The 24,707-nt window shown below is 63.2% G+C and carries 16 protein-coding genes and 2 pseudogenes; 12 read left to right on the forward strand and 6 right to left on the reverse strand.

Translation table 11 applies throughout. The features are described 5' to 3' along the window. Positions 1-134: 134 nt before the first annotated feature. The 5 genes and pseudogenes from B5X69_RS17455 (at position 135) to B5X69_RS17475 (ending at position 5,143) form a co-directional block, all read left to right on the forward strand. Entirely contained in the window at positions 135-1,247 is a 1,113-nt protein-coding gene (locus tag B5X69_RS17455; RefSeq protein ID WP_011489354.1) for a muconate cycloisomerase family protein, read from the forward strand. A gap of 170 nt (positions 1,248-1,417) precedes the next feature. Then, positions 1,418-2,257: pseudogene (locus tag B5X69_RS17460) on the forward strand (Bug family tripartite tricarboxylate transporter substrate binding protein). A gap of 15 nt (positions 2,258-2,272) precedes the next feature. Then, entirely contained in the window at positions 2,273-2,989 is a 717-nt protein-coding gene (locus B5X69_RS17465) for a dienelactone hydrolase family protein (RefSeq protein ID WP_021224467.1), read from the forward strand. Further along, positions 2,986-4,044 carry a maleylacetate reductase gene (locus B5X69_RS17470; RefSeq protein ID WP_011489357.1) on the forward strand — a complete coding sequence of 353 codons (1,059 nt, stop codon included), beginning with the start codon at positions 2,986-2,988 and terminating at the stop codon, positions 4,042-4,044. Before B5X69_RS17465 ends, B5X69_RS17470 begins: the two co-directional genes overlap by 4 nt. 115 nt (positions 4,045-4,159) lie before the next feature. Beyond that, a complete protein-coding gene (locus B5X69_RS17475; protein WP_011489358.1) occupies positions 4,160-5,143 on the forward strand; it encodes an AraC family transcriptional regulator in 984 nt (327 codons plus the stop codon). A 662-nt stretch (positions 5,144-5,805) separates the two neighbouring features. On the opposite strand, the gene B5X69_RS17480 is transcribed toward B5X69_RS17475, so the two are convergent. Beyond that, positions 5,806-6,330, reverse strand: coding sequence for a GNAT family N-acetyltransferase (locus tag B5X69_RS17480; protein WP_011607966.1), 525 nt, complete (start codon positions 6,328-6,330; stop codon positions 5,806-5,808). A gap of 223 nt (positions 6,331-6,553) precedes the next feature. Here B5X69_RS17480 and istA point away from each other — a divergent pair, with 223 nt between their 5' ends. Beyond that, the gene (gene istA, locus B5X69_RS17485) at positions 6,554-8,068 is read left to right on the forward strand and encodes an IS21 family transposase (protein WP_079639878.1); all 1,515 of its coding nucleotides are present in this window, start codon (positions 6,554-6,556) and stop codon (positions 8,066-8,068) included. Beyond that, a complete protein-coding gene (gene istB, locus B5X69_RS17490; protein ID WP_067182650.1) occupies positions 8,065-8,901 on the forward strand; it encodes an IS21-like element helper ATPase IstB in 837 nt (278 codons plus the stop codon). The genes istA and istB overlap by 4 nt, the downstream gene beginning before the upstream one ends. Positions 8,902-8,979: 78 nt before the next feature. On the opposite strand, the gene B5X69_RS17495 is transcribed toward istB, so the two are convergent. Beyond that, entirely contained in the window at positions 8,980-9,597 is a 618-nt protein-coding gene (locus B5X69_RS17495) for a recombinase family protein (RefSeq protein ID WP_079639879.1), read from the reverse strand. A gap of 78 nt (positions 9,598-9,675) precedes the next feature. After that, positions 9,676-12,627, reverse strand: coding sequence for a Tn3 family transposase (locus B5X69_RS17500; RefSeq protein WP_021226799.1), 2,952 nt, complete (start codon positions 12,625-12,627; stop codon positions 9,676-9,678). Between the two features lie 128 nt (positions 12,628-12,755). Between B5X69_RS17500 and B5X69_RS17505 the strand changes: the two genes are divergently transcribed. From B5X69_RS17505 to B5X69_RS17515, 5 genes and pseudogenes are all read left to right on the forward strand, one after another. Further along, the gene (locus B5X69_RS17505; RefSeq protein ID WP_021226800.1) at positions 12,756-13,361 is read left to right on the forward strand and encodes a recombinase family protein; all 606 of its coding nucleotides are present in this window, start codon (positions 12,756-12,758) and stop codon (positions 13,359-13,361) included. After that, positions 13,358-14,719 carry a DUF7986 domain-containing protein gene (locus B5X69_RS17510; protein WP_021226801.1) on the forward strand — a complete coding sequence of 454 codons (1,362 nt, stop codon included), beginning with the start codon at positions 13,358-13,360 and terminating at the stop codon, positions 14,717-14,719. The genes B5X69_RS17505 and B5X69_RS17510 overlap by 4 nt, the downstream gene beginning before the upstream one ends. A 36-nt stretch (positions 14,720-14,755) precedes the next feature. Continuing rightward, a pseudogene (locus tag B5X69_RS22495) lies at positions 14,756-14,878 on the forward strand (recombinase family protein); the annotation flags it as partial. A 33-nt stretch (positions 14,879-14,911) separates the two neighbouring features. Further along, a complete protein-coding gene (locus tag B5X69_RS22500) occupies positions 14,912-15,103 on the forward strand; it encodes a helix-turn-helix domain-containing protein (RefSeq protein ID WP_425441529.1) in 192 nt (63 codons plus the stop codon). Positions 15,104-15,111: 8 nt separating this feature from the next. Beyond that, complete coding sequence (locus B5X69_RS17515; protein WP_021224475.1) at positions 15,112-18,117, forward strand: Tn3 family transposase; 3,006 nt, start codon at positions 15,112-15,114, stop codon at positions 18,115-18,117. Between the two features lie 42 nt (positions 18,118-18,159). Here B5X69_RS17515 and B5X69_RS17520 read toward each other — a convergent pair whose 3' ends face one another. The 3 genes from B5X69_RS17520 to B5X69_RS17530 all read right to left on the reverse strand — a co-directional run bounded on the left by B5X69_RS17520 (position 18,160) and on the right by B5X69_RS17530 (position 24,613). Then, positions 18,160-18,438 (reverse strand): hypothetical protein, encoded by a 279-nt coding sequence (locus tag B5X69_RS17520; protein ID WP_021224474.1) that lies wholly within the window; start codon positions 18,436-18,438, stop codon positions 18,160-18,162. Between the two features lie 125 nt (positions 18,439-18,563). After that, entirely contained in the window at positions 18,564-21,950 is a 3,387-nt protein-coding gene (locus B5X69_RS17525; protein WP_021224473.1) for a UvrD-helicase domain-containing protein, read from the reverse strand. Next, positions 21,950-24,613 carry a PD-(D/E)XK nuclease family protein gene (locus tag B5X69_RS17530; RefSeq protein WP_031297330.1) on the reverse strand — a complete coding sequence of 888 codons (2,664 nt, stop codon included), beginning with the start codon at positions 24,611-24,613 and terminating at the stop codon, positions 21,950-21,952. The genes B5X69_RS17525 and B5X69_RS17530 overlap by 1 nt, the downstream gene beginning before the upstream one ends. Positions 24,614-24,707 lie beyond the last annotated feature (94 nt).

Raw genomic sequence — 24,707 nt, forward strand, 5'->3', positions numbered from 1 at the left:
GACTGCTGTCACGGCGTCACCCCCGACCTGATTACGCCCGAGACGATCGAGGACGGGGTGCGGGTCATGACCCTGGACTTCGTAATCGAGCGTGAGCAGGCCGAGCAACGCAAGTCGGCTACGGAGACAGTGGCATGAAGATCGAAGCGATCGATGTGACGCTGGTGGACGTCCCAGCTTCGCGTCCCATCCAGATGTCGTTTACCACGGTGCAGAAGCAGAGCTATGCGATCGTGCAGATCCGTGCGGGCGGGCTTGTCGGCATCGGCGAGGGCAGCAGCGTAGGTGGGCCGACTTGGAGTTCCGAATGCGCTGAAACCATCAAGGTCATCATCGAAACGTACTTGGCGCCGCTCCTGATCGGCAAGGACGCGACAAATCTGCGAGAGCTCCAGCACTTAATGGAGCGCGCCGTAACCGGAAACTATTCGGCCAAGGCGGCCATCGACGTTGCGCTGCATGATCTGAAGGCACGCTCTCTGAACCTGCCGCTGAGCGATTTGATCGGCGGCGCGATCCAGCAGGGCATCCCCATTGCCTGGACCCTGGCGAGCGGCGACACGCAGCGGGACATCGCAATCGCCGAGGAAATGATCGAGCGGCGCCGGCACAACCGGTTCAAGATCAAGCTTGGCGTGCGCTCCCCGGCAGATGATTTGCGCCATATCGAGAAGATTATCGAGCGCGTCGGTGACCGTGCTGCGGTGCGGGTCGATATCAACCAGGCCTGGGATGAGAACACGGCATCGGTGTGGATTCCGCGCCTGGAGGCGGCCGGTGTCGAACTGGTCGAACAGCCGGTGGCACGCAGCAACTTCGATGCGCTTCGGCGCCTGTCGGCCGACAACGGGGTGGCCATCCTGGCCGATGAAAGCCTGAGCTCGCTGGCGTCCGCCTTCGAACTGGCGCGCCATCATTGCGTCGACGCCTTCTCGCTGAAGCTGTGCAACATGGGCGGGGTGGCAAATACCCTCAAGGTCGCTGCGATCGCGGAAGCCTCGGGCATTGCGTCCTATGGGGGCACCATGTTGGATTCATCAATCGGCACCGCTGCTGCTCTCCATGTGTATGCCACATTGCCGACGATGCCCTTCGGATGTGAACTGCTAGGGCCCTGGGTGTTAGCCGACACGCTTACGCAGACCCAACTCGAGATCAAGGACTTCGAGATTCGGTTGCCCTCGGGTCCTGGGTTGGGTGTTGATATCGATCCGGACAAGCTGCGCCACTTCACCCGCGCGGGTTGATTGAAGTCAGTTAGGGGAAAATCACCATGTTGTCTCGTTTATCAATTCGTTTGGTCGTCTGGCTAGGCTGCGTAGGCTTGAGCTTGCTGGCAGTAACGGCGAGTGCTGCAGACTACCCGAGCAAGCCCATTCGATGGATCGTTCCATTCCCGCCGGGCGGTGCAATCGACATGGTTTCTCGTGTCTTGGCCCAGCGCGTGTCGCAAACGCTGGGGCAGCCGGTGACAGTGGAGAATCGTCCGGGCGCGGGCGGGATCATCGGCAGCGCGTAGGTCGCGCGCTCCCCGGCTGACGGTTATACGCTGCTGGTGAACTCGACAGGGCTGGCAGTGGGCAAGTGGTTTTATCCGAACGTCGCCTACGATGCTCGGAAAGCATTTGCCCCCGTGGCGCTGTTGGCAACTATCCCCAGCGTTCTAGTGGTGCCGGCTGATTCCCCATACAAGGATGCCAGGAGCCTACTAGCGTACGCAAAGGCCAACCCCGGTAAGGTGTCATTCGCCTCTGCAGGCATGGGGACGTCGATCCATCTGGCGGCCGCTCTGCTGGCCGCTCAGGCCGGGGTTGACCTGCTCCACGTGCCCTACAAAGGGAGCACGCCAGCTGCCGCCGACCTGATCGCGGGGCGAGTCTCCATGATGGTCGATTCGATCACCGCACAGCAGTCGTTTATCAAATCTGGACGGGTGCGTGCGCTGGGTGTCACCAGCTTGCAACCCGCGCCCTCATTGCCTGGGATTCCTCCCCTGGCGCAAGCAGCCGACCTTCCGAAGTTCGAGGTCCTGACATGGTTTGGCTTATTTGTGCCGTCACGTACCTCGCCGGACATCGTCAAGGTGCTCAACACAGCAATGAATGAAGCACTGAAGACCCCGGAGGTACAAAAGGCGCTGGCGGATATCGGCGCTTCAGCGCAGGGGGGAACATCGCAAGCTCTGGGCGTCTTATGGGACAACGAGATCGACCGATGGGGCCAGTTGATCGTCCACCATCGACTCAACACCCAATGAACTGTAATCGGAGAGATGAAGATGTTGACTGAAGGGATATCGATTCAATCGTATGACGGGCATACATTCGGCGCGCTCGTGGGCTCGCCGGCCAAAGCGCCCGCTCCCGTGATTGTGATCGCTCAAGAAATATTTGGTGTGAACGCGTTCATGCGAGAAACGGTGTCATGGCTGGTCGACCAGGGGTATGCGGCAGTTTGCCCTGATCTGTACGCGCGCCAGGCGCCAGGTACAGCACTCGATCCGCAGGATGAGGCGCAGAGAGAGCAAGCCTACAAGCTCTGGCAGGCCTTCGACATGGAGGCCGGCGTGGGCGATCTGGAGGCTGCTATCCGCTATGCGCGACACCAACCCTACAGCAACGGCAAGGTGGGATTGGTGGGGTATTGCCTGGGCGGTGCGCTTGCCTTTCTAGTGGCCGCCAAAGGATACGTGGATCGCGCCGTAGGCTACTACGGTGTTGGACTGGAGAAGCAGCTCAACAAGGTCCCGGAAGTCAAGCATCCGGCGTTGTTTCACATGGGCGGCCAAGACCACTTCGTGCCCGCGCCAAGCCGCCAGCTGATTACTGAAGGCTTCGGTGCCAATCCATTGCTGCAAGTGCACTGGTACGAAGAGGCCGGACACTCGTTCGCCAGGACGAGCAGTTCGGGCTATGTGGCGAGTGCCGCGGCGTTGGCCAACGAACGTACACTGGATTTCCTGGCGCCCTTGCAGAGCAAGAAGCCATGAATTTCATTCACGACTATCGTTCCCCGCGGGTGATTTTTGGACCCGACAGCCTCGCCCGATTGCCGCAGGAACTGGAACGTCTCGGCATTGACCGGGCGCTCGTGTTGACCACGCCTGAGCAGGCGCCCCTGGGACGGCAAGTAGCCGAGCCGGTCATCGGCCACGTGGCAGCCTTCTACGATGGTGCGACCATGCATGTACCCGCTTTGGTGGCTGAGGAGGCCTGCAAGATTGCGCGCACGAGTGAGGCTAATGGCGTCATTGCGATTGGTGGGGGATCTACTATCGGACTCGCTAAGATCGTGGCGCTCCGTACAGAGTTGCCCATCGTCGCTGTGCCCACGACATATGCAGGTAGCGAGATGACGTCCATCTTCGGTATCACAGAGGGTGGCGTCAAGAAAACCGGCCGCGACGCGCGTGTCATGCCCCGTGCAGTTATCTACGAGCCCCGGCTGACCCTAGAGCTACCCCTTAGCATCAGCGTGACCAGCGCGATCAATGCAATAGCCCATGCAGTTGAAGGCCTGTATGCGCCAGATGCCACGCCGCTGCTTACCATCATGGCCCAGGAAGGAATCGCAGCGACGGTACGCGCGATTTCCAGAATGTATCAATCACCAAGAGATCTTCAGGCTCGCGGCGACGCGCTTTATGGCGCTTGGCTCTGCGCGAGCGTGCTTGGCAACGTCAGTATGGCATTGCACCACAAGCTGTGCCACACGCTGGGAGGAACGCTCGATCTCCCTCATGCCCAGACCCATACGGTCGTGCTGCCCCACGCGCTGGCCTATAACGCGCGCGCGGTGCCAGACGCAATGCGTGTGCTGCGCATTGCCCTGGGGCATGACGATCCACCCACGGCCTTGTACGAATTGGCTCGCGACAATGGCGCACCCGTGGCCTTGCGCGATCTCGGAATGCGCGAGGAGGATATTGAGCATGTTGGCGACCTGGCATTGCAGGACCGCTATCCCAATCCGCGGGAACTGGATCGAGACGCATTGCTTGCATTGCTGCGCGATGCGTACCACGGACGCCCGCCTTCCGCTTGAGGAGGTTGGCATGGAATTTTCTTTTGATACAAGTTGACGCCCCAGGCGTTGGCCACTCCAGCCGCACAGCCGGGCGGAGTGAACACAACAACACCACCACCACCACGAGGTTGCGATGGCGCATCTGTCCTACTCTCCTCCGAGGAATTTCGACGCCCTTTACCGACAACGTGTATTCCAGTCCCATCAGGCCGTGCGCATGCATGACGCGGCAGCGCGAGAGTTGGCCGACCATAGCCTGACATGGCGTTCGGGCAACGTCGATGCGGCTTTGTACAAGGCACGCGCGCGGCGCCTAACCCTGTTCTCCTTTCGCTATGGTGCAGAGGTCGAAATTGCACCAAGACCGAGCGAGGAGTTCATCGTGGTGCATCATTCGATCAGAGGCGCCGCAGAATTGAGCGTTGACGGCCAGCATATGGTATTGCCCCAAGGGCGCACCGGCTGGATGGCCCCACGGCGAAATTGGCGCATGCGCTGGGAGGCGGGGTGTGAGCAACTCATCCTGAAAATTCCGCGCGACATGATCGAGGCGGGTGGTATCGCACCGATGGCACCACTTGCGACTTTGCCAGCAGGGCTGGATACGCAGTGGCTGCTGCTGGTCCAGGTGTTGCTGGGCGCGTCGTCCGCACCGACCTGCGCGGGAGAGCCCGCCGCGTGGGTGGAGCATATCGAGCAGGGCTTGGCTTCGCTGCTGCGCGCGGCCAGTTCCTGTAGTTTGCCGCGCGAGTCGAGCGATCGGAACTTCGTTGCGCGCGACCCCATCGCCCGGCTTCAGGCCATGGAAGACTATATGCGTGAGCGCCTTGGGGCGCCTATCGGACTGGCAGACCTATCAGGTGCGGCCGGCGTCAGCGCCCGGGTCCTGCAGCAGACCTGTCAACGTCACCGGCAGATGAGCCCCATGGAGTTGCTACGAGACATGCGCCTGGATGCTGTCCATGCGTGGCTATCCGAGCACCCGAGTGCCAACATCACCGAGACAGCCCTGTTCTACGGATTCGGCCACCTCGGCCGATTCGCCGCCTACTACCGGCAACGCTTCGGAGAGTCACCGCACCAGACGGCGCAGCGCCGGTGTTGCGCTCTCTCCTGACTGCGATATCGCAGCGTCAGTGCATGCCGAGCGCTACGGCGTGGCGACGGCCGGTATGTCTCTCGCGAGCACGACTGGTTTGCGCGCTGCAGGATCTGCAGGATGGGCTGCCGCTGTTGCGGGGCCGAACCGTTCGAGGCCTTGGCACCGTCCTTCCAGACCGGCTCAAATCCTTGCTGACCCGCGTAACGGCAACTGGAGTCAATGTTGCCTGACGGATGGGCTGTGGCGTCTTGCCTGGTGTTAGCGAACCGGATTCCCCCATCCATCGCTTCATCGCTTATCTCGGTGCCGCAGACGTGGTGATCCTGATCCTGCCCTTGGTCTATGCCCCATGCTTACGCAGGCGGCGGAGGCAGCCAAGACAGCACCGTAGCAGTACCAGCCTGAGAGCGTGTGTGGACGCCCCGGAGTGCCAAGCCCTCAGTTCGTTAAGGCAATGGATCGCGGTGCGGAGCGTCCTCGGCCATGAAGGCAAGCAAGGTACGGCGCAGCAAAGCTCCACTCTTCATCGCTGACATCCGTCTGATACGGCCTTCTTGGCGCCGCTCCAAGGTACGGAATCGCCCAGCCGATCAATTCAACAATTAAGAAAGTAGGGGGCGTTTGCGGGAGGGGGCGGAATCCTACGCCAAGCTCGCCCAGATAGCCGGCGCGAGATCTTACTTGTTGCTGCCTTCTACGGTCGCGCCAGAAAGGCGACGGCTCAGTTCTATCCGGCGATGGCTACGCATTTTGAAGGTGTCTGGCCCAACGCGCCGATACTCAATGAAGCCGAGAGAACGCCAAAATCGCTCTGCCGCTTCATTCGCTTCCAGCACGGCCAACCGAATCTCTGTGGCACCTCTCGCAGCGGCCCAGCTTTCGACCGTCGAGTAAATTGAGCGTCCGACGCCACGACCACGCTGTGCGGCATCTACGATCATGAAGCCGAGATACCATGTGCCATCACGCGGATAATCGCGGAGGATGGCCGCGATTGCATATAGGCCGCCAGGCCCCTTCCATCCCAGGACAGCTTGATTGTGGGCGCTCTTTTCGGGCGGCACATCGGAGAAAAGCTCGCGAGCATCGTCCAGCGTGGGCGCGGCCCCGTCCTGCAACAGGAAATAGTCGCTGCAACGGTTGTACAGGTCTGCAACGTCTGCGGCGTCCGCTTGGGTAAGTTTGATCGGGGCTCCCGTCATCATCATCGCGTTTTGGCAGCAAGCACGCGCTGACTGCTGCGCGACAATCAAGGTGAGAACAGCGCGACAATCTAGATGAGAAAGGCGGCGGTGTGTCTGTCGGGACGAGGGGCGAAGCCCCGAGGAGCGACAGACACACCGCCGCGAGCGCCTTTTCTTCTGGAAGGGCGCTTTTGGTGATCGTGACCTGTCAGGTGGCGCCTCCTTCTGAAGGGGAGAAGCGGTGCCTGGGAGCCATATCAACGATCATCAGGTGAGATTATATATGAAGATGAGACAGACAGTGTCGCCGCGTTCAGCGGCGGCGTGCGCGGCGTTCAGCACGGCGACGGCCTATCGGCTGGAGCAGGATGCGCAGTTGCCGTCGCAAAAGAAGGCGCCGCGCGGTCGCCGTCGCCCCGATCCGCTGGCGGATATCTTCGATAGCGAGGTTGTACCGCTTCTGGAGAGTGCGCCGGGAATCCGCGCCGTCGCGGTGTTCGAAGAAATGCAGCGTCGTCATCCTGAGCTTCCCGATGGAGTGCGGCGGACGATGGAGCGTCGGATCCGCAGTTGGCGGGCGCTGCAAGGCCCGGATCGCGATGTGATCTTCCGCCAGGTGCACGAGCCGGGGCGGATGGGGCTGTCGGATTTTACGGACATGGCCGATCTGGGTGTACGGATCGCGGGGGTCGAGCTCGACCACCGGCTGTATCACTTCCGGCTCGCCTGTTCGGGCTTCGAGCATGCCCATGTGATCCTTGGCGGCGAGAGTTATGTCGCGCTGGCGGAGGGTCTGCAAAATGCGCTGTGGGCGCTGGGCGGGGCGCCGCGTGAACATCGCAGCGACAGCCTGTCGGCGGCGTTCCGCAATCTGGATGCATCGGCGCGCGATGATCTGACGCACAGATATGACGCGCTGTGCCGCCATTACCGGATGGAGCCGAGCCGCAACAACCGCGGCGTTGCGCACGAGAATGGCGCGATAGAAAGCGCGCACGGGCATCTGAAGGCGGCAGTGCGTGATGCCCTGCTGATGCGCGGATCGGTCGACTTTGGCGAGCTTGCGGAATATCGACGCTTCATCGACGAGATCGTCGCGCGCAAGAATGCCCGGAGCGCGAAGCGCATCGACGCCGAGCGGGCGGTGCTTCAGTCGCTGCCGGGCATGCGCACCAGCGATTATGAAGAGGTGCTCGTCATGGTCACCTCCTCGGGCGGGTTCACGCTGCGCAAGGTCTTCTACACGGTGCCGTCGCGGCTGATCGGTCACCGGCTGCGGGTACGGCTTTACGACGACCGGCTTGAGCTCTTCCTCGGCGGCACGCCCCTGTTCACTCTGCCGCGCGGTCGCGCCGACCGCAAAGGCAAGCATGATCATGTCGTCGATTATCGCCATGTGATCCATGCGCTGCGGCGTAAGCCGATGGCGTTGCTGAACCTCGTTTACCGTGACCAGCTCTTCCCGCGCGAGGCCTATCGGCGCATGTTCGACCGGCTGATCGAGCGGCTCGCCGATCGGATGGCGTGCCGGACGATGGTCGAGTTGCTCAGCCTTGCACATGAGCGGGCCTGCGAGGCCGAGCTTGCTGGCGTGCTGGAATCCCTGCTGGCGACGCCGCAGGGCATGCCGGACATGGCAGCGCTGCGTGCGCGGTTCGCGCCCGACCCCGCGGCTTTACCCGAGGTTATCGTCGAGCTCGTCCCGCTGAGCGCCTATGAAGCGCTGCTGGCTCCTCGCGCGGAGGAAATGGCATGACCCAGGGCATCGATGCGACCAAGCTCACCCTGATGCTCAATGAGCTGCGGCTTCCGACAATCAAGCAGCTCTGGCCGACGTTCGCCGATCGGTCCGACAAGGAGGGCTGGCCGGCGGCACGGTTCCTCAGCGCCATCACCGAGCATGAGATCGCCGAACGCGGTCGCCGCCGGATGGAGCGGCATCTGGCGGAAGCAAAGCTGTTGCCGGGAAAGACGCTCGATACGTTCGACTTCGACGCGGTGCCGATGATATCGAAGGCGCAGGTCATGGCGATCTGCGCCGGAGACAGCTGGCTCGAAAACGGCGCGAACCTGATCCTGTTCGGCCCGCCCGGCGGGGGCAAATCGCACCTGTCGTCGGCGATCGGACTGGCGCTCATCGAAAAGGGCTGGCGCGTGCTGTTCGTCCGGACCTCCGACCTCGTCCAGAAACTGCAGGTTGCGCGCCGCGAGCTTACGCTCGAAAACGCGATCAATCGGCTCGATCGCTTCGATCTGCTGATCCTGGACGATCTGGCTTACGTCGCCAAGGACCAAGCCGAAACCTCGGTCCTGTTCGAGCTGATCAGCGCGCGATACGAGCGGCGTTCGCTGCTGATTACCGCCAACCAGCCGTTCGGCGAATGGAACCGGGTCTTCCCCGATCCCGCCATGACGCTGGCCGCTGTCGATCGCCTCGTGCACCACGCCACCATCTTCGAAATGAACGTCGAAAGCTATCGGCGGCGCGCCGCGATCGACCGAAAGCAGCACGGCGCAGGTCGGCCCGCAAAGGTCGCGACAATCAAAAATACCGGCCTGTCGCTCCACGACAATCAACCTGCGACATAGGCCTTGCCAGCGACAATTAAACACATCAAAACGGCACCGTCGCGGTCAGCGCTTCTCATCCTGATCGTCGCTAACTTCTCATCCAGATCGTCGCGCTACACGCTGACCGTAATCCCGGAGTTCCCCGTTGGGACCGACATAGCGGTAGAGAGTGACGCGCTCGATCCCGAGTTCCTTGCAGAGGTCGGAAACGGACGTGTCGCGTTGGGCCATAGCAGCCTGAGCGAGCCGCACCTGGGCCTTGGAGAGGGCGAACTTGCGGCCACCCTTGCGTCCCCGCGCGCGGGCAGCGGCCAGGCCAGCCATGGTGCGCTCGCGGATCATATCCCGCTCAAACTCCGCCAGTGTGGCAAAAATGCCGAACACCATCCGGCCCGATGGCGTCGTGGTGTCGATCTGCGCGCCCTTGCCGGTGAGCACCCGCAGACCGATACCGCGATCCGACAGATTCTGCACCGTGCTGACCAGGTGGGTGAGCGTTCGGCCGAGCCGGTCGAGCTTCCAAACGATGAGGACATCGCCGTCGCGCAACGATTTCAGGCAGGCGGCAAGACCGGGGCGATCATCACGGCTACCGGATGCACGATCATCATAGATATTGCCTGGCTCGACACCGGCAGCGCGAAGGGCATCGTGCTGCAGGTCGAGCGACTGCGAGCCGTCGGCTTTGGACACGCGGGCGTAGCCGATCAGCATGGATCACAAACGAAGGTTTGAGGCGGTGACGAACATGAGCACATAAGATTGGCCCCTGTGCATTATGCGGACACAGATTCACGGTAGCGGTTTGATGAGCAGCGGCATGAGGCCATTGGCGTCGAGATCGAGGTGATCGGACCAGACATAATCGCCGGTGAGATTGATGCGATCCCAACCCAATGGTGAGAGCCGAGACAGCATAGCCGGATCGATCTGGCTTCCGCGGCGGCGCATTTCTTCGACGGCGTGCCCAAGATAGCGACAGTTGAACAGGATGATCGCTGCGGTGACGAGGTTGAGGGCAGCCGCGCGGGTTTGCTGGTTCTCCAAGCCACGGTCGCGAAAGCGACCGAGCCGATGGAAGGCGACCGCTCGCGCCAGGCTGTTGCGCGCCTCGCCCTTGTTCAACTCGGCGGTGACCGTGCGGCGTAGCGCCGGATCGTCGAACCAGCGCAACGTGAACAGCGTGCGCTCGATCCGTCCTACCTCGCGGAGCGCCGCGGCGAGGCTGTTCTGCTGGCGGTAGGCGGATAGCTTTTTGAGGATCAGCGAGGGCGTAACGGTGCGATCACGCATCGCGCCGATGACGCGTTCGATATCCGGCCAGTGGCTGACGATCAGATCCCGGTTGAGCCTGTGACCGAACAGTGGCGCAAGCCTGCCATAGCGCTTCGAAGGTTCGAATGCGTAGAGGCGCCGGTCGGACAGGCGAGGAATGCGCGGCTCGAAATCGAGCCCGAGGAGATGCATCGTTGCGAACACGATGTCGGAAACGCCGCCTCCATCGACGTGCAGCGCGGTCAGATCGGCGTTGCTGTCATGGCCGAGGAGCCCATCGAGCGCATGGATGGCTTCTCCTGCCGTGCCGGCGATCACCGTCTGGTGCAGCGGCGCGTAGCGGTCGGTGATGGTGGTGTAGATCTTGACCACTGGGTCGCGACCATAATGGGCGTTGACCGCTCCGCCGGCTTCGCCCGGCCCGCCCAGGTAGAAGGCCTGGCCATCCGCGGAAGCCCGGTGTCCTTGCCCAAACCAGGCGGCGATCGGCTCGGCGTGGATGGCGTCGGTCAGACAGGCGAGCGCCGCCCGAAAGGTTTCCTCGCGCATGTGCCATGTCTGCATGCGCAGCAGCGCGCGGCGTGACCCTGCGCCGCATACCTCGGCCATGCGCGACAGCCCAAGATTGGTCGCTTCGGCAATCAGAGTGGCGAGGAAGGCCTGCTCATCGCCAGGCGGCAACCCGGTCGAGACGTGCCCGAAGTGCTGGGTGAAGCCGGTCCATCGTTCGACCTGCGACAGCACGTCGGTGATACGCGTGGCAGGCAGCATACCGTAGCAGGCAAGCGTCAGATGCCGTCCTTCGTCGTGCCCGGCATCATCGTCCTTCAGTTCCTTGGGGAAGCGCAATCGCTCGCCAGCGAACAGGGCAGCATCACGTCCGGCCAGATTCTGGGCGACGTCGCACAAGGCTTTGTCGAGTTGCGCGGCGCGCTGATCGAGCCATGCGTGTGGATCACCGAGCGAGAACACCGGTTGCAGCGCTGCGCCACTTGATGGCGCGAGCAGCACCTCCAGCGACCTGTGCAGCCGTGACCTCGGCACCCAGATATCACCCGATGCCAGTGCATTGGCGAGCGCCCCGTAGGTGGCCATCTCCCAATGCGTCCGGTCGATCTTGCCGGCGACCACGACATGGCGGTGCCAGCGCCGCTCGACATGACCGAGCGGAACGTCGGCAGGGAGCGGCTTGCGCCAGTCGCCATCAAGATCCGACAGGACCGTCATCGCATTGCGCAACGCCGCGGTGCCGGCCCGGCCGTGGAAATCGAGCGTTTGCAGGAATAGAGGTCCTATTCGTTTGAAGGTCCGGTATTCGGCTGCGATCTCGCTCAACACATCGTCCCTGTGAGGTGCCGCGGTACGACGGATGATCGCGGCATCGGCATCGAGCATGTCGAGAGGCACGATATCCCTGAGGGCCGCGCCGATATCTTCACCGGTGCGTGCTACCCGGCTAACTGTTTCCAGCACGGTGGCGATGCGCATCAGTCGGTCACGGCCTTCGCGTCCCGAAATCGCGATTCCCTGTTCCAGGCGTTTGCGGGCACGAAGGTGAGCGCGTCCCATCAAGGCGCCGAACATGGCGATCGCCGCGTCGGTAAGCGTGGCTTCCATCTCGCGCAGCGTAGCAAGCAGGATGACCCGCCTGCGGGAGGCGCGCATCTGTTGGAAGGCCTGGGCGGTATAGCGCACGCCTTCGCGGGCGAACTGCGTCATGCGTGGCTCGTGCAGGGGATCGACCGGAACACAGGAAATTCCGGTCCTGCGGATCAGAGCGACCTTCTCAAGGATTTCGGCGAGCGAGGCTGACGCGACGCGGGGCTGTGGTTCGCGCAGCCACGACAAGCGGCTCTGTCGATCATGCACCTTCTCATCGACCAGCGTATCGAGGCGCTGACGCATATCCGCATCGAGTTTATCATGGATTGCAGCGACCAGATCGGTTTCCACCCGCAGCATCGCCTCGGCCGCCATCCGCTCGACTACGCTGATGCCGGGGATAACGATGCGCCGCGTGCGCAGCTCGTCGAGCAGTCGATCGAGCAGAATACGCCCGTCCACGATGGGCATGGCTTCGATTTCCAGCCAGGTCATCATGATACCGCGCGCTGGCCGGCTCAGATCGGTGAAGCCGAAGCGCGCCTTGATGGCGGCAAGCTGATCGTAGCGGGTCGGCGCTCGCCGCGCGAAGTCGGCGATGGCGCCTGCATCCACCCCGACCTGCTCGGCGATATGGTCGAGCATGATCGCAGGCAACAGCTCGCCTGCGCGCAGATGCCGCCCCGGAAAGCGGAGGCAACAGAGTTGCAGGGCGTAGCTCAACCGGGTTGCCGGAGTGCGCGCGGTGCCGATTGCAGCAAGGTCCTCGGCATCGAGGCCATAGTGTCGCACCACCGCCGCCTCGCTGTCGGGCAAAGCAAGCAATGCGGCGCGCTGCCGCTGGGTCATCGGAATACGTGCGGGCATGTTTCATCCTTCAAAAACCTCTTGCCTTTTGCCCGCTTAATGAAAGAGGATTGTGAAAGGCCCAAGGCTGCGGAAATTGGTGCATCCTGTTTCCACCTCCGGATACGGCCGTTTGTGAAAGAAGCTGGATGACGCGCGAATCCTATCTGATCGGCTATGCCCGCGTGTCGAAGGGCGACGACCAGTCGAACGCCACGCAGCGGCGCGCGCTCGACGCGCTCGGCTGCAAACGTGTATTCGAGGAGACCGCTAGCGGCGGGCGATGGGACCGACCCAAGCTCCTGGAGATGATCGGGCAGTTGCGCGAGGGAGATGTCGTCGTCGTCTGGAAGCTCGACCGGCTGTCGCGCAGCCTGAAGGACATGCTGCACATCATGGAGCGGATCGAGCTCGCGGGAGCGGGCTTTCGTTCGTTGACCGAAGCGATCGACACCACCACCGCGGCAGGGCGGATGATGATGCAAATGGTGGGAAGCTTCGCCGAGTTCGAGCGGGCCATGATCCGCGAACGCACCAGCGCCGGCCTTGCCCAGGCACGTGCCGAAGGGCGGATCGGCGGACGACGGCGCAAGCTCGGCGACAAGCAGCGTCGCGAAATCGCCGAATCCGTCACCTCCGGTCGCAAGTCCGGTGCCGAGATGGCACGGTTGTACGGCGTCAGCGAACCCACGGTCTCGCGCATCGTCGCCGCGCACCGCCAGCAATTCAGTCAGCAGCAGAGGGAACAGGCATGAAGCGTGGTCACGATCTGTCCGGCGTCATGAAGTTCGCCACCTCGCCGGCCTGGGGCGAGCATCTGGGCGAGGCGCTCGGCGATCATCTCGGTCTGGCGATGGAGGAGTTCGACTTCGAAGCGGACGAGCTGGCAGACATCGTCGGCGATCATTGGGCCGGCGTGTTGTGGGGATGCGCGTTCGAGGATCTGCTCACGCGCACCATCGAACCCGGGGACCGGAACATTGTTGATGACTATATTCGGCGCCGGGGTTGGAACGAGAGCGGCTCGACCAAAATCTACCTGCGTGCCCTTCGATCGTCGGTGATGAGCCTCTACGAAGTCAGCGAGGTCGAGCCCGGGAGCGGCTTCCTTGTGCGCGACCTGATCCAGGGCGACGAGCCACTTCGAGTATCCGAGCGCAGCGCCTCGCAGACGCTGAAGCAATGGGACAGGATCGGTGCCCGCGTCGTGCAGGTCGGAGGCAAGCACCTCCTGTCGGGCGGCGTGCTGTCGTTCACGATGGAGGCGGCCGAGGCGCTCGTCGCCGATCTGCGGCGCTCGAAGGGCAAGCGCAGCCCGCGCACCGCGTTGAACCTAGACGCCGACGATCTTGCTGCGCTTCCAGCCCTCATCAGCACGGCATGGCTGTTCGATGTCGTTCCCAAGACCATGGGACCGGCGTCGATCCCTACGCTGCACAACAGTGATGGCGAGGAAGTGGTGTTCCACCGCGTGCGCTTTCCCTTCGCACGCGGCGTGACCCAGGCGCTGGTCGGTGAGCGGCTCGATACTATCCCTGCGCTTCAGCGGGAAACCACGCACTTCTGGAACTGGCTGGGCGAGGAACCGAACGGAATAGCGAAGAGCACCGGGCGTATGGCGTGGGGTGTGACGATGGCGGACGGCACCCCGGTGCTCGGCAATGTCGAATTGAAAGGCCGCGCCCTGATTCTCGCCGTCACCTCGGCCGAGCGGGCGAAACGCGGCACCGCGCTCATGACCGATGCGCTAGCCGGGTTGGTCGGCTCGCCGCTGACCACGATCGAGACGGTCGAACAGGCCATGGCGGCGCGGGCCGAGGGACTGACAATGTCCGAACCGGCACCCGCCATTGCGCCAGAGGTGGCAACCCCGCTCATCCATGCCATGCTCGACCGTCAGTACCGCGCGACGCTCGATGAACCCATCGGCATACTCGGCGACATCACCCCGCGCGCAGCCGTTCAAACGGCCGCAGGCCGGCACCGAGTAGCCGGGTGGCTCAAGCATCTCGAAAACCGCAGCAGCAGCCAACTCGACGCGAACGACCCGATGGCCACCTACGACTTCACCTGGATGTGGCGCGAACTTGGCATCGAGAACCTGCGCAAATAGTTGGCTACCCCTGACGTCGATGCCTACCGTGAATCTGTGTCCCTACAATGCACAGGGGCCGTTACGGGTCGGTTGGTATTCGGTATTTTCGCGACCCTGGCCGAGTTCGAGCGTGACCTGATCCATGAGCGCACCATGGCAGGGCTGGCTGCGGCCAGGGCGCGGGGCCGTGCAGGCGGGCGGCCACGGGTCATGACGAAGCAGAAGCTGAAGGCCGCGATGGCGCTGATGGCGGACCGCGACAATGCCGCACGCGATGTTGCGGTCCAACTCGGCGTGTCAGTGTCGACGCTTTATGCCTATGTCGATGCGAAAGGTCAGCCTCGAGAGCGTGCTAGCGAATTGCTGGGCAAGCGTGGGGTCCGGTCCAAAATAGCGGCATAGGCCGAGCGGTGCCAGTCAGCTTTCTCTCGGATGACCAGGCACAGCGCTATGGTCGCTTCGTCGGCGAGCCGACATCGGACCAGTTGGCGCGTCATTTTCATCTCGACGATGCAGACCGGACGTTCATCAGCGCACACCGCGGCGACCACAACCGGCTCGGCGTCGCGGTACAGCTTGGCTCTTTGCGGTTGCTCGGCACCTTTCTCGAAGATCCGGCACAGACGCCGGCGTCGGTCACGCGGTTCGCAGGCAGCCAACTGGCGATCGACAAGCCGGGCGAACTGATGGCCCAATATTGCGCGACCAAGGGACGATGGCGGCACGGTCCGCGCATCCGCGATCATTATGGCTACCGAGTTTTCTCCGATCCAAGCGTCGCGTTCCGATTGCACCGTTTCCTGTACGCGCTGTGCTGGACGGGCACCGATCGGCCATCGGCGCTCTTCGATGCGGCAGCGACATGGCTGATCGAATCCAAGGTGCTGTTGCCGGGCCTGTCCGTCCTGGAGCGCAATATCGCACGAGTCCGCACGCGGGTCGCGGCGCACGTTCATCGCCGCCTCATCGACAGGTTGACGCCGGAGCAACGCACCCGGCTCGACACACTGGTCGCCGTTACCGGGGACGGGCGGCAAAGCCCGCTCGACCGACTGCGTGACGGCCCATATCTGCAAAGCGGCCCCGAGATCAGCCGTGCAGTCGATCGGCTGACCGAAATCCGCACCTTTACAGCGGGCTTGCCCGAACTTGATCGCGTGCCGCCCAGTAAGGCGGTCGCCTTGGCACGATTTGCCGGTGCCGCGCGGGCCCAGGCCGTGGCCCGCCTTCCCGACGATCGGCGCGCGGCCACCCTGATTGCGTTCATCCGCACCCTCGAAGCGTCGGCCAGCGACGATATCATCGACCTGTTCGACGTGGTGTCGACCAGGATGTTCTCCAACGCGCGCATTAACGCCAGGGATGCCCGGATGCGCTCGTTGCGTGATCTCGATACCGCATCGCTCCGGCTTCGCGATGTCGGCGCCGTGCTGCTCGATGACAGCATCAGCGATGTGCAAGTGCGCGCGGCCGTGTTCGCGCTGGTCGACCGGGCAGCGCTGACCGACGCCGTCGCACAGGTGAACCTTCTCGCGCGGCCGAACGACGAGGGCTACTTTGTCGAGTTGCGCCAGCAGGCCGGCACGATGCGCTATCTGCCGAAGATGCTGGCAATGCTCGATCTTGCAGCCGCGCCCGCAGGACAGCCACTACTCGATGCGGTCGACCATCTGCGAAGGGTTCACAGGGGCGAGAAGCGCCGTGGACCTGCACCAACATCGTTCGTCCCCAAGGCATGGGGCCGCCAGCTGAAGGGCGATGACGGTACATTCGATCTGACCGGATACCGGCTTTGTACGATCGACCGGCTACGCCGCGCCATTCGGCGCCGCGACGTTTTTCCCGTACGCTCACTTCGCTATGCCGACCCGCGCAAAGGCCTCCTGACAGGAGCCGCCTGGGAAGCGGCACGACCGACCGTATGCCGGACGGTCGGCGTGGCGGTCGCTGGCGATGAGGAAGTCGCCAGGCTGTCTGCGCGGCTTGACCTCGCATACCACGAGACGGCCGCGCGTGTGCCGGATAATGATGCCGTGACCATCACGAGAACGGCGAACGGTGCCGAGCTTTCCATCGCGCCACTCGACAGGATCGACGAGCCGCTCAGCCTCACCGATCTCCACAAAGCGATCGATGCGCGGCTGCCACAGCTGGATCTTCCCGAACTGATTCTGGAGATGCACGCGCGAACCGGGTTCGCGGCGGCATTTACGCATGCCAGCGAGGGAAATGCACGCGCCGAGGATATAGCGACGACGATCTGCGCGGTGCTTGTCGCAGAGGCCACCAATACCGGGTTCGAGCCACTTGTCCGTCCCGAAGTGTCGGCGTTGCGCCGGTCCCGGCTGAGCTGGGTGAAGCAGAATTTCATACGGGCCGAGACGCTGACCGCCGCCAACGCGCTGCTGGTCGCCGCCCACAACAGGATACCACTGACCCGCGCCTGGGGTGGCGGCGAGGTCGCCTCTGCCGATGGACTGCGGTTCACCGTGCCGGTGCGCACGATCCATGCTGGCCCAAACCCGCGCTATTTCGGGCGCGAACGCGGCGTCACTTGGTACAATCTGGTTTCCGACCGCTTTTCCGGGCTGAATGCGGTGACGGTCCCCGGCACGTTGCGCGACAGCCTCTATCTGCTTGCCGTCGTGCTTGACCAGGAAACCGAATTGCAGCCCGGCGAGATCATGACCGATACAGCTGGCTACACCGACACGATCTTCGGCATCTTTCACCTGCTCGGGCTCCAGTTCTCGCCGCGAATTGCCGATATAGGCGGCGCGCGGTTCTGGCGTATCGATGGCAAGGCCGATTATGGCGCGCTGGATGACCTTGCGGCGAACAGGATCAACGTCAGGCTGATTGTCGAGCATTGGGATGATCTCCTTCGTCTGGCCGGATCGCTCAAACTCGGCGTCGTGCGCGCGACCGATCTCACCCGTGTCCTTCAGACCAATGATCGCCCCACCAGGCTGGCGCGCGCCCTTCAGGAGCTCGGCCGCCTCATCAAGTCGCTCTACATGCTGCGGTTCATTGATGACGAGACCTACCGGCGCCGCATCCTGGTCCAGCTCAACCGTGGCGAGAGCCGCCACCAGCTTGCCCGCACCATATTCCACGGCAAGCGGGGTGAACTTCGCCAGCGCTACCGCGAGGGACAGGAGGAGCAACTCGGCGCACTCGGGCTGGTCGTCAACCTGGTCGTGCTCTGGAACACGATCTACATCGACGCTGCGGTCAACCAGCTCCGCGCTGAAGGCCATCTAATCCTGGACGAGGACGTCGCACGCCTTTCGCCGCTTGGGTCCAAACACATCAATATGCTCGGGCGCTATGCTTTCACCATCCCCGACATGGTCGCACGCGGGGAGCTTCGGCCGCTCCGCGATCCCAGCGTCACAGGCATCGACAACGCGTGAGGCACCTTATGTAGGTTTTCTGTTCCGTTGCTACTCAAACCCCTAGAAGGTGGTATGCTTGTCCGCCTCATCCGCCGCGATCACCCTGGCAATAGCGGGTTCACGGGACAGGATTTGGTGGCCATTGAGCATTTCCCGACCGATCTCGTTGAGCTTCGCGACGGCTTTTTCGGTCGTCAGCGTATTCAGAGGGGCGAGGCTCTCCGCCGATGGCCCCTTGAAACGGGCAAGTTCTGCCCTGGCGCCGGCCGCTACGCGATCGAAGATGGTCAATGCTTCTCGTGCAATATCACCGTTATGTTCGTCGCGATTCAGGCTCAAAGCTGTTCCCCCCATGAGCCCCCATACTTGCAAGGAGGCAGCTCAAAATCCACCAGAACTCTCTCAGGATGCGCTATTAATTCTCGCGGCTGCGTATGTCGCACCCTGCTTCAAGACTGCGGGCCTCAAGCACTGGCTTGAACCTCGATTGTCTGCCCAGAAGTCACCATGACGATCAGCCCGCGTTCGGCGCCGGTCATGTCGAGATAGGCGCGAACCTGCGCGCGATAGTGCTCGATCGTCGGCGCGGTCGGCTGCACATCGCTTTTCCAGTCGATCACGACAGCAGGCTTGCCGTCGCTGTCGAAACTGGTCGCATCGGCAATACCGACCGTCGCCTCCTGAACCCCTTCGACGTTTACCGCCGCATAGACGGTCAGTTCAGGCACGAGACTAGGCCGCAGCTCGGCAATTTCCGGCAAGGTGAGGGTCCGCACCACACAGCCGGCGAGTTCGCTCGGGCTCAAGCCTTGCGCAGGATCGTCCATCACCGGCTTGCCGATTTCCGCGATCAGTGCCCGAGCCCGATCGCCTAACGCCGCCTCATCGGGATCGGTCTCGCCGGTCAGCACCTCTTCAAGCAGCTTATGGAGGATGAGCCCGCGCTCGCGCCCACCCTGAACGCCAAGCGCCGGCCCTTCGTTATCGGGCTGGCCGTCACCGCCAGACGCCCAGACCTCCACGGCTTCAGGCGTCAGTACCGGGCCGGCGTTGCTTTCATCGCGGCTCGGCGCGAGCCAGACCAGACGCTGGCGCTTATCGAGGATCGCAGCGGCTTCGGCGGCAAAGCTATCGCGGGTCTGGGCGTTGACTGCTTGTGCCGCTGCTGCGCCCATCCCTTCGGGCAGATGCGAAAGATCGAGCGCCGGCAGTTCGGCGAGCGACAGATCGACCAGCGAAATCCAGGCGGACTTGGACTGCGCCGCATCAAGACGCGGCAGCACCAGCAATTCGCGGGCACGGGTCGCCGCGACATACCAAAGACGGATACGTTCGCGGTCGAGTTCCGCTTTCTCGGCCTCGAGCACCGCTTCATAGCCTGCCGGCTTCACGCCGAAGACCGGGCAATAGAAGGTGTCGCTGTCGCGGTCGGTGACGGCGTTATCGGGCGCCTTGATCCCCGTCATCGTGTTGATGGGGACGACGATCGGCCATTCGAGCCCTTTGGCGGCGTGCATGGTGTATAGCGCAACCGCTTCTTCCTGCGCGTCCGGCCGCCCTTCGACGGCGCGTGCCTCATCGGTCCAAGCCGCCGTCATCGTTTCGGCAAAGGCGCGCAGGCCGCGTACCGCAAATGCCGAGGTTAGGCTCAGATAGAGATCAACATTGGCGAGCGCGCGCTCGGCCTGGCCGCGGTGACGCGCCATGAGGATGGGCCGGACCCGCAACGCATCGATTGCCTGGGACAGAAGCTCATGCGGCGTTGTGTTGTTGCTCTGACGCTGGAGTGCCTGGAGTTTTTCGATCGTGGCACGGGCCAGCGGATGCGCGATGTTGGCCGGATCGACGCCAAGGTCGAGGCGAGGAAGTTTGTCAGGTGCATCCTCGGCGCGGGGCAGCGCCCAGATGATGTCCAAGAGTTGCTCTTCGGTGAGACCGACAAGCGGCCCACGCAGCAGCGCGCCGAGCGCCAGCGTGTCGCGGCGATCGGCCAAGACGCGGGTGAGCGCGATCAAATCCTGAACTTCCTGGCGGCGGAACAGGCCTTTGCCGGCCTGCGTCGCGACCGGGATGCCATAGCGCTCCAGGGCTTCCTCATAGCGCCACAGGTCGCTGCCGGTGGGCGCAAGCAAGGCGATATCGCCCGGGCGGCACAGGCGCCCGGCGCCGGTGCGCCGATCGAGAATCATCTCGCTGCCGATAAGCCGGGCGCACATCTGCGCGACGGCTTCGGCCTCGCCATCGCGCTGTTGCTCGGCCGACGCTTTGCCGTCTTGGCCGGCGACCGCGACATCGAGTGCCGCGATACACAGCGCTTCCCCGCGATCAGCGTGAAACGAGTCGAGCGCCGTGAAGCCGGGTTGGCCGTCACTGGAGAGTGGCCCCTCGAACCGTTCGTTCACGAAGGTCAGGATCGGCGCACAGGACCTGAAATTGGTCGAGATCGACAGGACGCTCTTCTCGTCCTGGGCGACAAACGCCTCGCGGGCGCGGACATAGGCCGAAACATCAGCGCCTCGGAAACGGTAGATCGCCTGCTTTGGATCACCCACGAGGAAGAGGGCGCCGGGACGGATGACGAAACTGGCCCAATCACCGGGTTCACCAGCCTCGGGCGGTTCACCGCACAGGCGCCAGAAGATCTCGGTCTGGAGCGGATCGGTGTCCTGGAATTCATCGACCAGCACCTTCGCGAAGCGGCCGGCCAGCGCGCGGCGCACGTCATCGTGGTCGCGCAGGAGGCCACGCGCCGCGAAGATCAGATCGTCAAAATCGAGCAGCGCGGCGGACCGCTTATAATTCTGGAAATGGTCGAGCACGGGACGCACTTCGCCGATCAGGTCGGCGAGGACGCGGCTCGCGACATTCTGGGTGAGCGTCTGCCATGCCGCACAGCATGACGAATAGGCCGCTTCCGCTGCGAGATTGAGCCGCTCGCCGTCCGCTTTGGCGAGACCTTCGCGTTTGGCCGCATCGACCCATTTGCCCTTTTTCTTGAAGGCCAGGAACGTCCCGGCCTTGGTGCAAAGGTCGGGATGTGGCGGGACGGTCAGCAGTCGCACGAGCCCGGCGGGCGTATCGATGGCGGGGCCGCCATCAAGGCCATCCGCCATCTCCGCGAAGCGCTCAGCGAAGACCGCTGTCTCTTCTTCTACGGCCGGTGCGGTGCGTATGAACTCCACAAAATCCGCTGCCGTTGTCCGAAACGCCGCAAGATGCGGAGCGAGCAGGTCTGCCGCCGGGGCAGCGACGGTACGCCGCTTCCGGAGGTTATCGACGATCCGGTGGATGAGGCCGACCGTCTCGCCAGGGCTGTGGAGCACCATCTCCGCAATGAGGCCTCCTTCGGCGCCGGAGAGCCGTTCGCGTAGCCACGCATCGACGATCTCGATGAAAGCGAGGTCGGCCTGATTGCGGTCCATAACGCTCGCGCCGGGATCGATGTCGGCCTCGACCGGATAGGGTTTGATCAAGCGCTGGCAGAAGCCGTGAATGGTCGAGCAGGTGATCTCATCGATATTTGCCGCAGCGGCTGCGAGATGCGACTTGTGCTGTTTGGAGAGCCCATCGGGGAACGCGATCTTGAGTTCCGTCGGGATCGTACCGGCGGCAAGCTCGCTGACGAAATCGCGCACGCGCACAAGAAGCTCGCTGGCGGCCAGTTCGGTGAACGTCACCGCCGCGATCGACTTGGGAACCGTGCCTTGCGCCAGCATGGCGGCGATCCGGCCAGCCATGACGGCGGTCTTGCCCGAGCCAGCGCCCGCTTCGACGAGGAGCGACTGGTTATGGCTGCTGATCGCGGTGCGGCGGGCAGCGTCGTCCCGCAGGGTATTCAGAGCGGCGGTCATCACTGGGCCTCCCAAACCAGAGCGGCGTCGCCGACGAGGTCGGTAGCAGCGGGTGTTTTGCGTTTGCAGTAGGTAGCCCCGGCATTGGCGGGCAGCGCGAAGGCGAGATCGTCATATGTCCCGCCGGTATCCGGTCCGATCAGCGCATGGCCTGCGCTCAGGCTGGCGCTTGCGGACTGGAGATAGCCGGTAAGCTCGGCAAGCGTCGCTTCGGGGTCGACGAGCTGAAGATCGGTCTCGGTACGCGGATAAAGCAGCGAGGCGCTGATCGACACCTCCGCCCCCAGAAGGGCTTTTACGGCGAAGGCATAGAGGCAGCGCTGCAACTCGCGGCCACCGTCGATACTGATATCATCTTTCGGCGGTCGACCAGTCTTATAGTCGCGGACAAGCGCGCGCCGTCCATCGCCCGAAAGATCTAGCCGGTCGATATAGCCTTTAATTGCAAACCCGGTTCCGGGGATCGCGACCGGGGTTGCTCCATCCCATGGACTTTCGGCTCCGGTCTTGGGTTCAGCACCGCCAAAGGCGACTTCGCCGTAGGAACGAGCATCCTCCAGATGCTCGCCGCGATAGGCGAGTGCGCGTTGGGCAAGTGTGCGGGCATCATCGAGAGTGCGCCGCCAAATAACTGGCGGCGGGACGGCCCGCTCGCTTTCCCAGACGCCCGCAACATTCGCTGCAGCGGCTTCGATGGCGGCAGTAACCTGCGCATCGTCGGCATTGGCGAGGCCGCCATTCGCTTCCAGATCCTGAAGCGCGAGGTCGAGTGTCATGTGGACAAGATCACCCATCGACAGCGCGTCGAGCACCAGCGGGTCGGTGCCGCTCTCAGGCATCTGCAAGCGCATGCCATAGCGCCAGACGAAGCCCAACGGGCTACGCAGGAGCAGCCTCAGCGAGCTCGCCGACTGCACCCGTGCAAGGATCTCGAGCAGCAGCGGGTGGTCCGCGCGAACCAGTCCATCGTTCGGCGTGATCTCTATGCGATGCCAGTTGCGCCAAGCGGTGATTGCACTGGACGCCTGGCTGTCGCTGGCGAATTCGTCTGGCCGCGCCATCAGGCGGTCCGTTTCGCTGAAGGCATGTGCAGGTACAGCGTTTCGGCCGATGTAGCGTTCTTCAGTCACTGGCCCGAGCAATGCGCTGCGGCCAAGCAGGCGCCCTTCGCTGTCGCGCCGCGCACGCGACAGCGTGATCTCATTTTCGGTCGTCGCCAGAATGGTCGCGAAATCGCGCCGATCCGCAGCGCCGATCGGCAGAGGATCGAGTTCGGCAGTGGGAATGATATGATCAGAAATCAGACGATCTTCGGAAATTGCGCGAGGCCAGCGTGAGGAGTTGAGCCCGATGAGGCGGACATAGCGGCGCGGCGATGCCGCGAGTGCGCTTGCGGGCATCCATGCCGGCGATACGCAGGCTTCCAAGCCATCATCCTGCTTCAGGCTTTCAAGCGTCGTATCAAGCGACACCGAGGGGCCAGCAAGTAGTGCCTTGCGCCAGATTGAGAGCGCACGGCCGGTCAGGAACGTAGCGCCGATCTCGTCGGCTGCCATATGCCCCTTGGCGAGCAGATCGACGATCCCGCGCAGCGCTGGCGTATGATCCTGCTCGTCAGGCCAGTCCGCAGCTGTCAGGCGAGCGAGCAACCGATCCCAAGCGCTGAGGGAGGCCAGCGGCGCATCGGCAGGCAGAACGCGCAGCCACCCCTGCGGCAACGACTGGAACGGGCCGGTCTCCGACCCGCACAGTGCCGCGAGTCGGCGCATGCGGGTCTGCGAGAACCCGCGGATCAGAATATCAGCGAGCGCCGCTGCGGCCTGACCGTCGCGGTTTGTGGTGACTTTGATGCCATGGACGAAATGAAGGTCGATGTTGGCGTCTGCGCGCAGCGCGAGGAAGTGATCGTCATAGTCGCTGGTTGAGGCGGCAGCGATTGCGATGTCGGCAGGTTCGATGCCCTCCGTCACCATCAGTGCGCGCGCCCAGCGGATCGCCTCGACCGCTTCGTGATAGCCGGTGGCAGCGCTGACCATGTGCTGCTGAGGCATCCGAGCATCGGAACGACGCACCTCGATTTCGGTCTCATCGAGCCAATCCGGAACGGGGCGCGGTCCTGCGACCCATGCGACTGGCACATGCGCCGCAAGTGCCATCAGAAGTGGGCGCCAGCTCGGCGAAAGCTCGGTGATACCGACGATCTCGACGGAACCGAGGATCGCCGGAGCATGAACCAAGCGCTCGAGCGCAGCCGACACCAGATCGGCGGGTCGCATCATACCGGCCGGAAGCTGCTGCTGAACGGCCGCCTCAAGGCGTGCGATCGACTCGAGACGTGGATGTTCATGGGCCCGCGCGGCCAAGTCGATCCCCGAGCGCCAGGCCTTGTGGAGCGTATCGACTGCGGCATCGACCATGCCCGGCAACAGTTTAATGCCATCCAATTCGCCCAGAGGCGTTTCCGGCAAGACTGCCTGGATCGCAGCGCGCAAGCTCTCGTCGTCGATCGGTCGCGTGAAACCTCCGGCCAAGCGGACTGCGAGCTGTTCGAATGAAAGAATTTGCAGGCCGTGAAGTCGCCGCCGGGCAGCATCAAGACGCAATTGGCGCATCGCCAAACGACCATGCGCGATGATCGTGCTCCGATTAGGATTGGTGTTCACCGCCAACTTCCCCCTTTTGCCTTGCCGGTTCCGCTTGACGCGACTCCATCACATATATAAAAACTATACGGGCATTACAGATATGTCCATATAG

It is taken from the genome of Sphingopyxis flava (genome assembly GCF_900168005.1).
GTDB lineage: Bacteria > Pseudomonadota > Alphaproteobacteria > Sphingomonadales > Sphingomonadaceae > Sphingopyxis > Sphingopyxis flava.

Bases quoted from the DNA above. Each gene is read 5' to 3' on its own strand.
- B5X69_RS17525 (WP_021224473.1), bottom strand. From the start codon at position 21,950: ATGACCGCCGCTCTGAATACCCTGCGGGACGACGCTGCCCGCCGCACC.
- B5X69_RS17470 (WP_011489357.1), top strand. From the start codon at position 2,986: ATGAATTTCATTCACGACTATCGTTCCCCGCGGGTGATTTTTGGACCC.
- B5X69_RS17510 (WP_021226801.1), top strand. From the start codon at position 13,358: ATGAAGCGTGGTCACGATCTGTCCGGCGTCATGAAGTTCGCCACCTCG.
- B5X69_RS17465 (WP_021224467.1), top strand. From the start codon at position 2,273: ATGAAGATGTTGACTGAAGGGATATCGATTCAATCGTATGACGGGCAT.
- B5X69_RS17505 (WP_021226800.1), top strand. From the start codon at position 12,756: ATGACGCGCGAATCCTATCTGATCGGCTATGCCCGCGTGTCGAAGGGC.
- B5X69_RS17455 (WP_011489354.1), top strand. From the start codon at position 135: ATGAAGATCGAAGCGATCGATGTGACGCTGGTGGACGTCCCAGCTTCG.
- istB (WP_067182650.1), top strand. From the start codon at position 8,065: ATGACCCAGGGCATCGATGCGACCAAGCTCACCCTGATGCTCAATGAG.
- B5X69_RS17480 (WP_011607966.1), bottom strand. From the start codon at position 6,330: ATGACGGGAGCCCCGATCAAACTTACCCAAGCGGACGCCGCAGACGTT.
- B5X69_RS17500 (WP_021226799.1), bottom strand. From the start codon at position 12,627: ATGCCCGCACGTATTCCGATGACCCAGCGGCAGCGCGCCGCATTGCTT.
- B5X69_RS22500 (WP_425441529.1), top strand. From the start codon at position 14,912: ATGACGAAGCAGAAGCTGAAGGCCGCGATGGCGCTGATGGCGGACCGC.
- B5X69_RS17475 (WP_011489358.1), top strand. From the start codon at position 4,160: ATGGCGCATCTGTCCTACTCTCCTCCGAGGAATTTCGACGCCCTTTAC.
- B5X69_RS17495 (WP_079639879.1), bottom strand. From the start codon at position 9,597: ATGCTGATCGGCTACGCCCGCGTGTCCAAAGCCGACGGCTCGCAGTCG.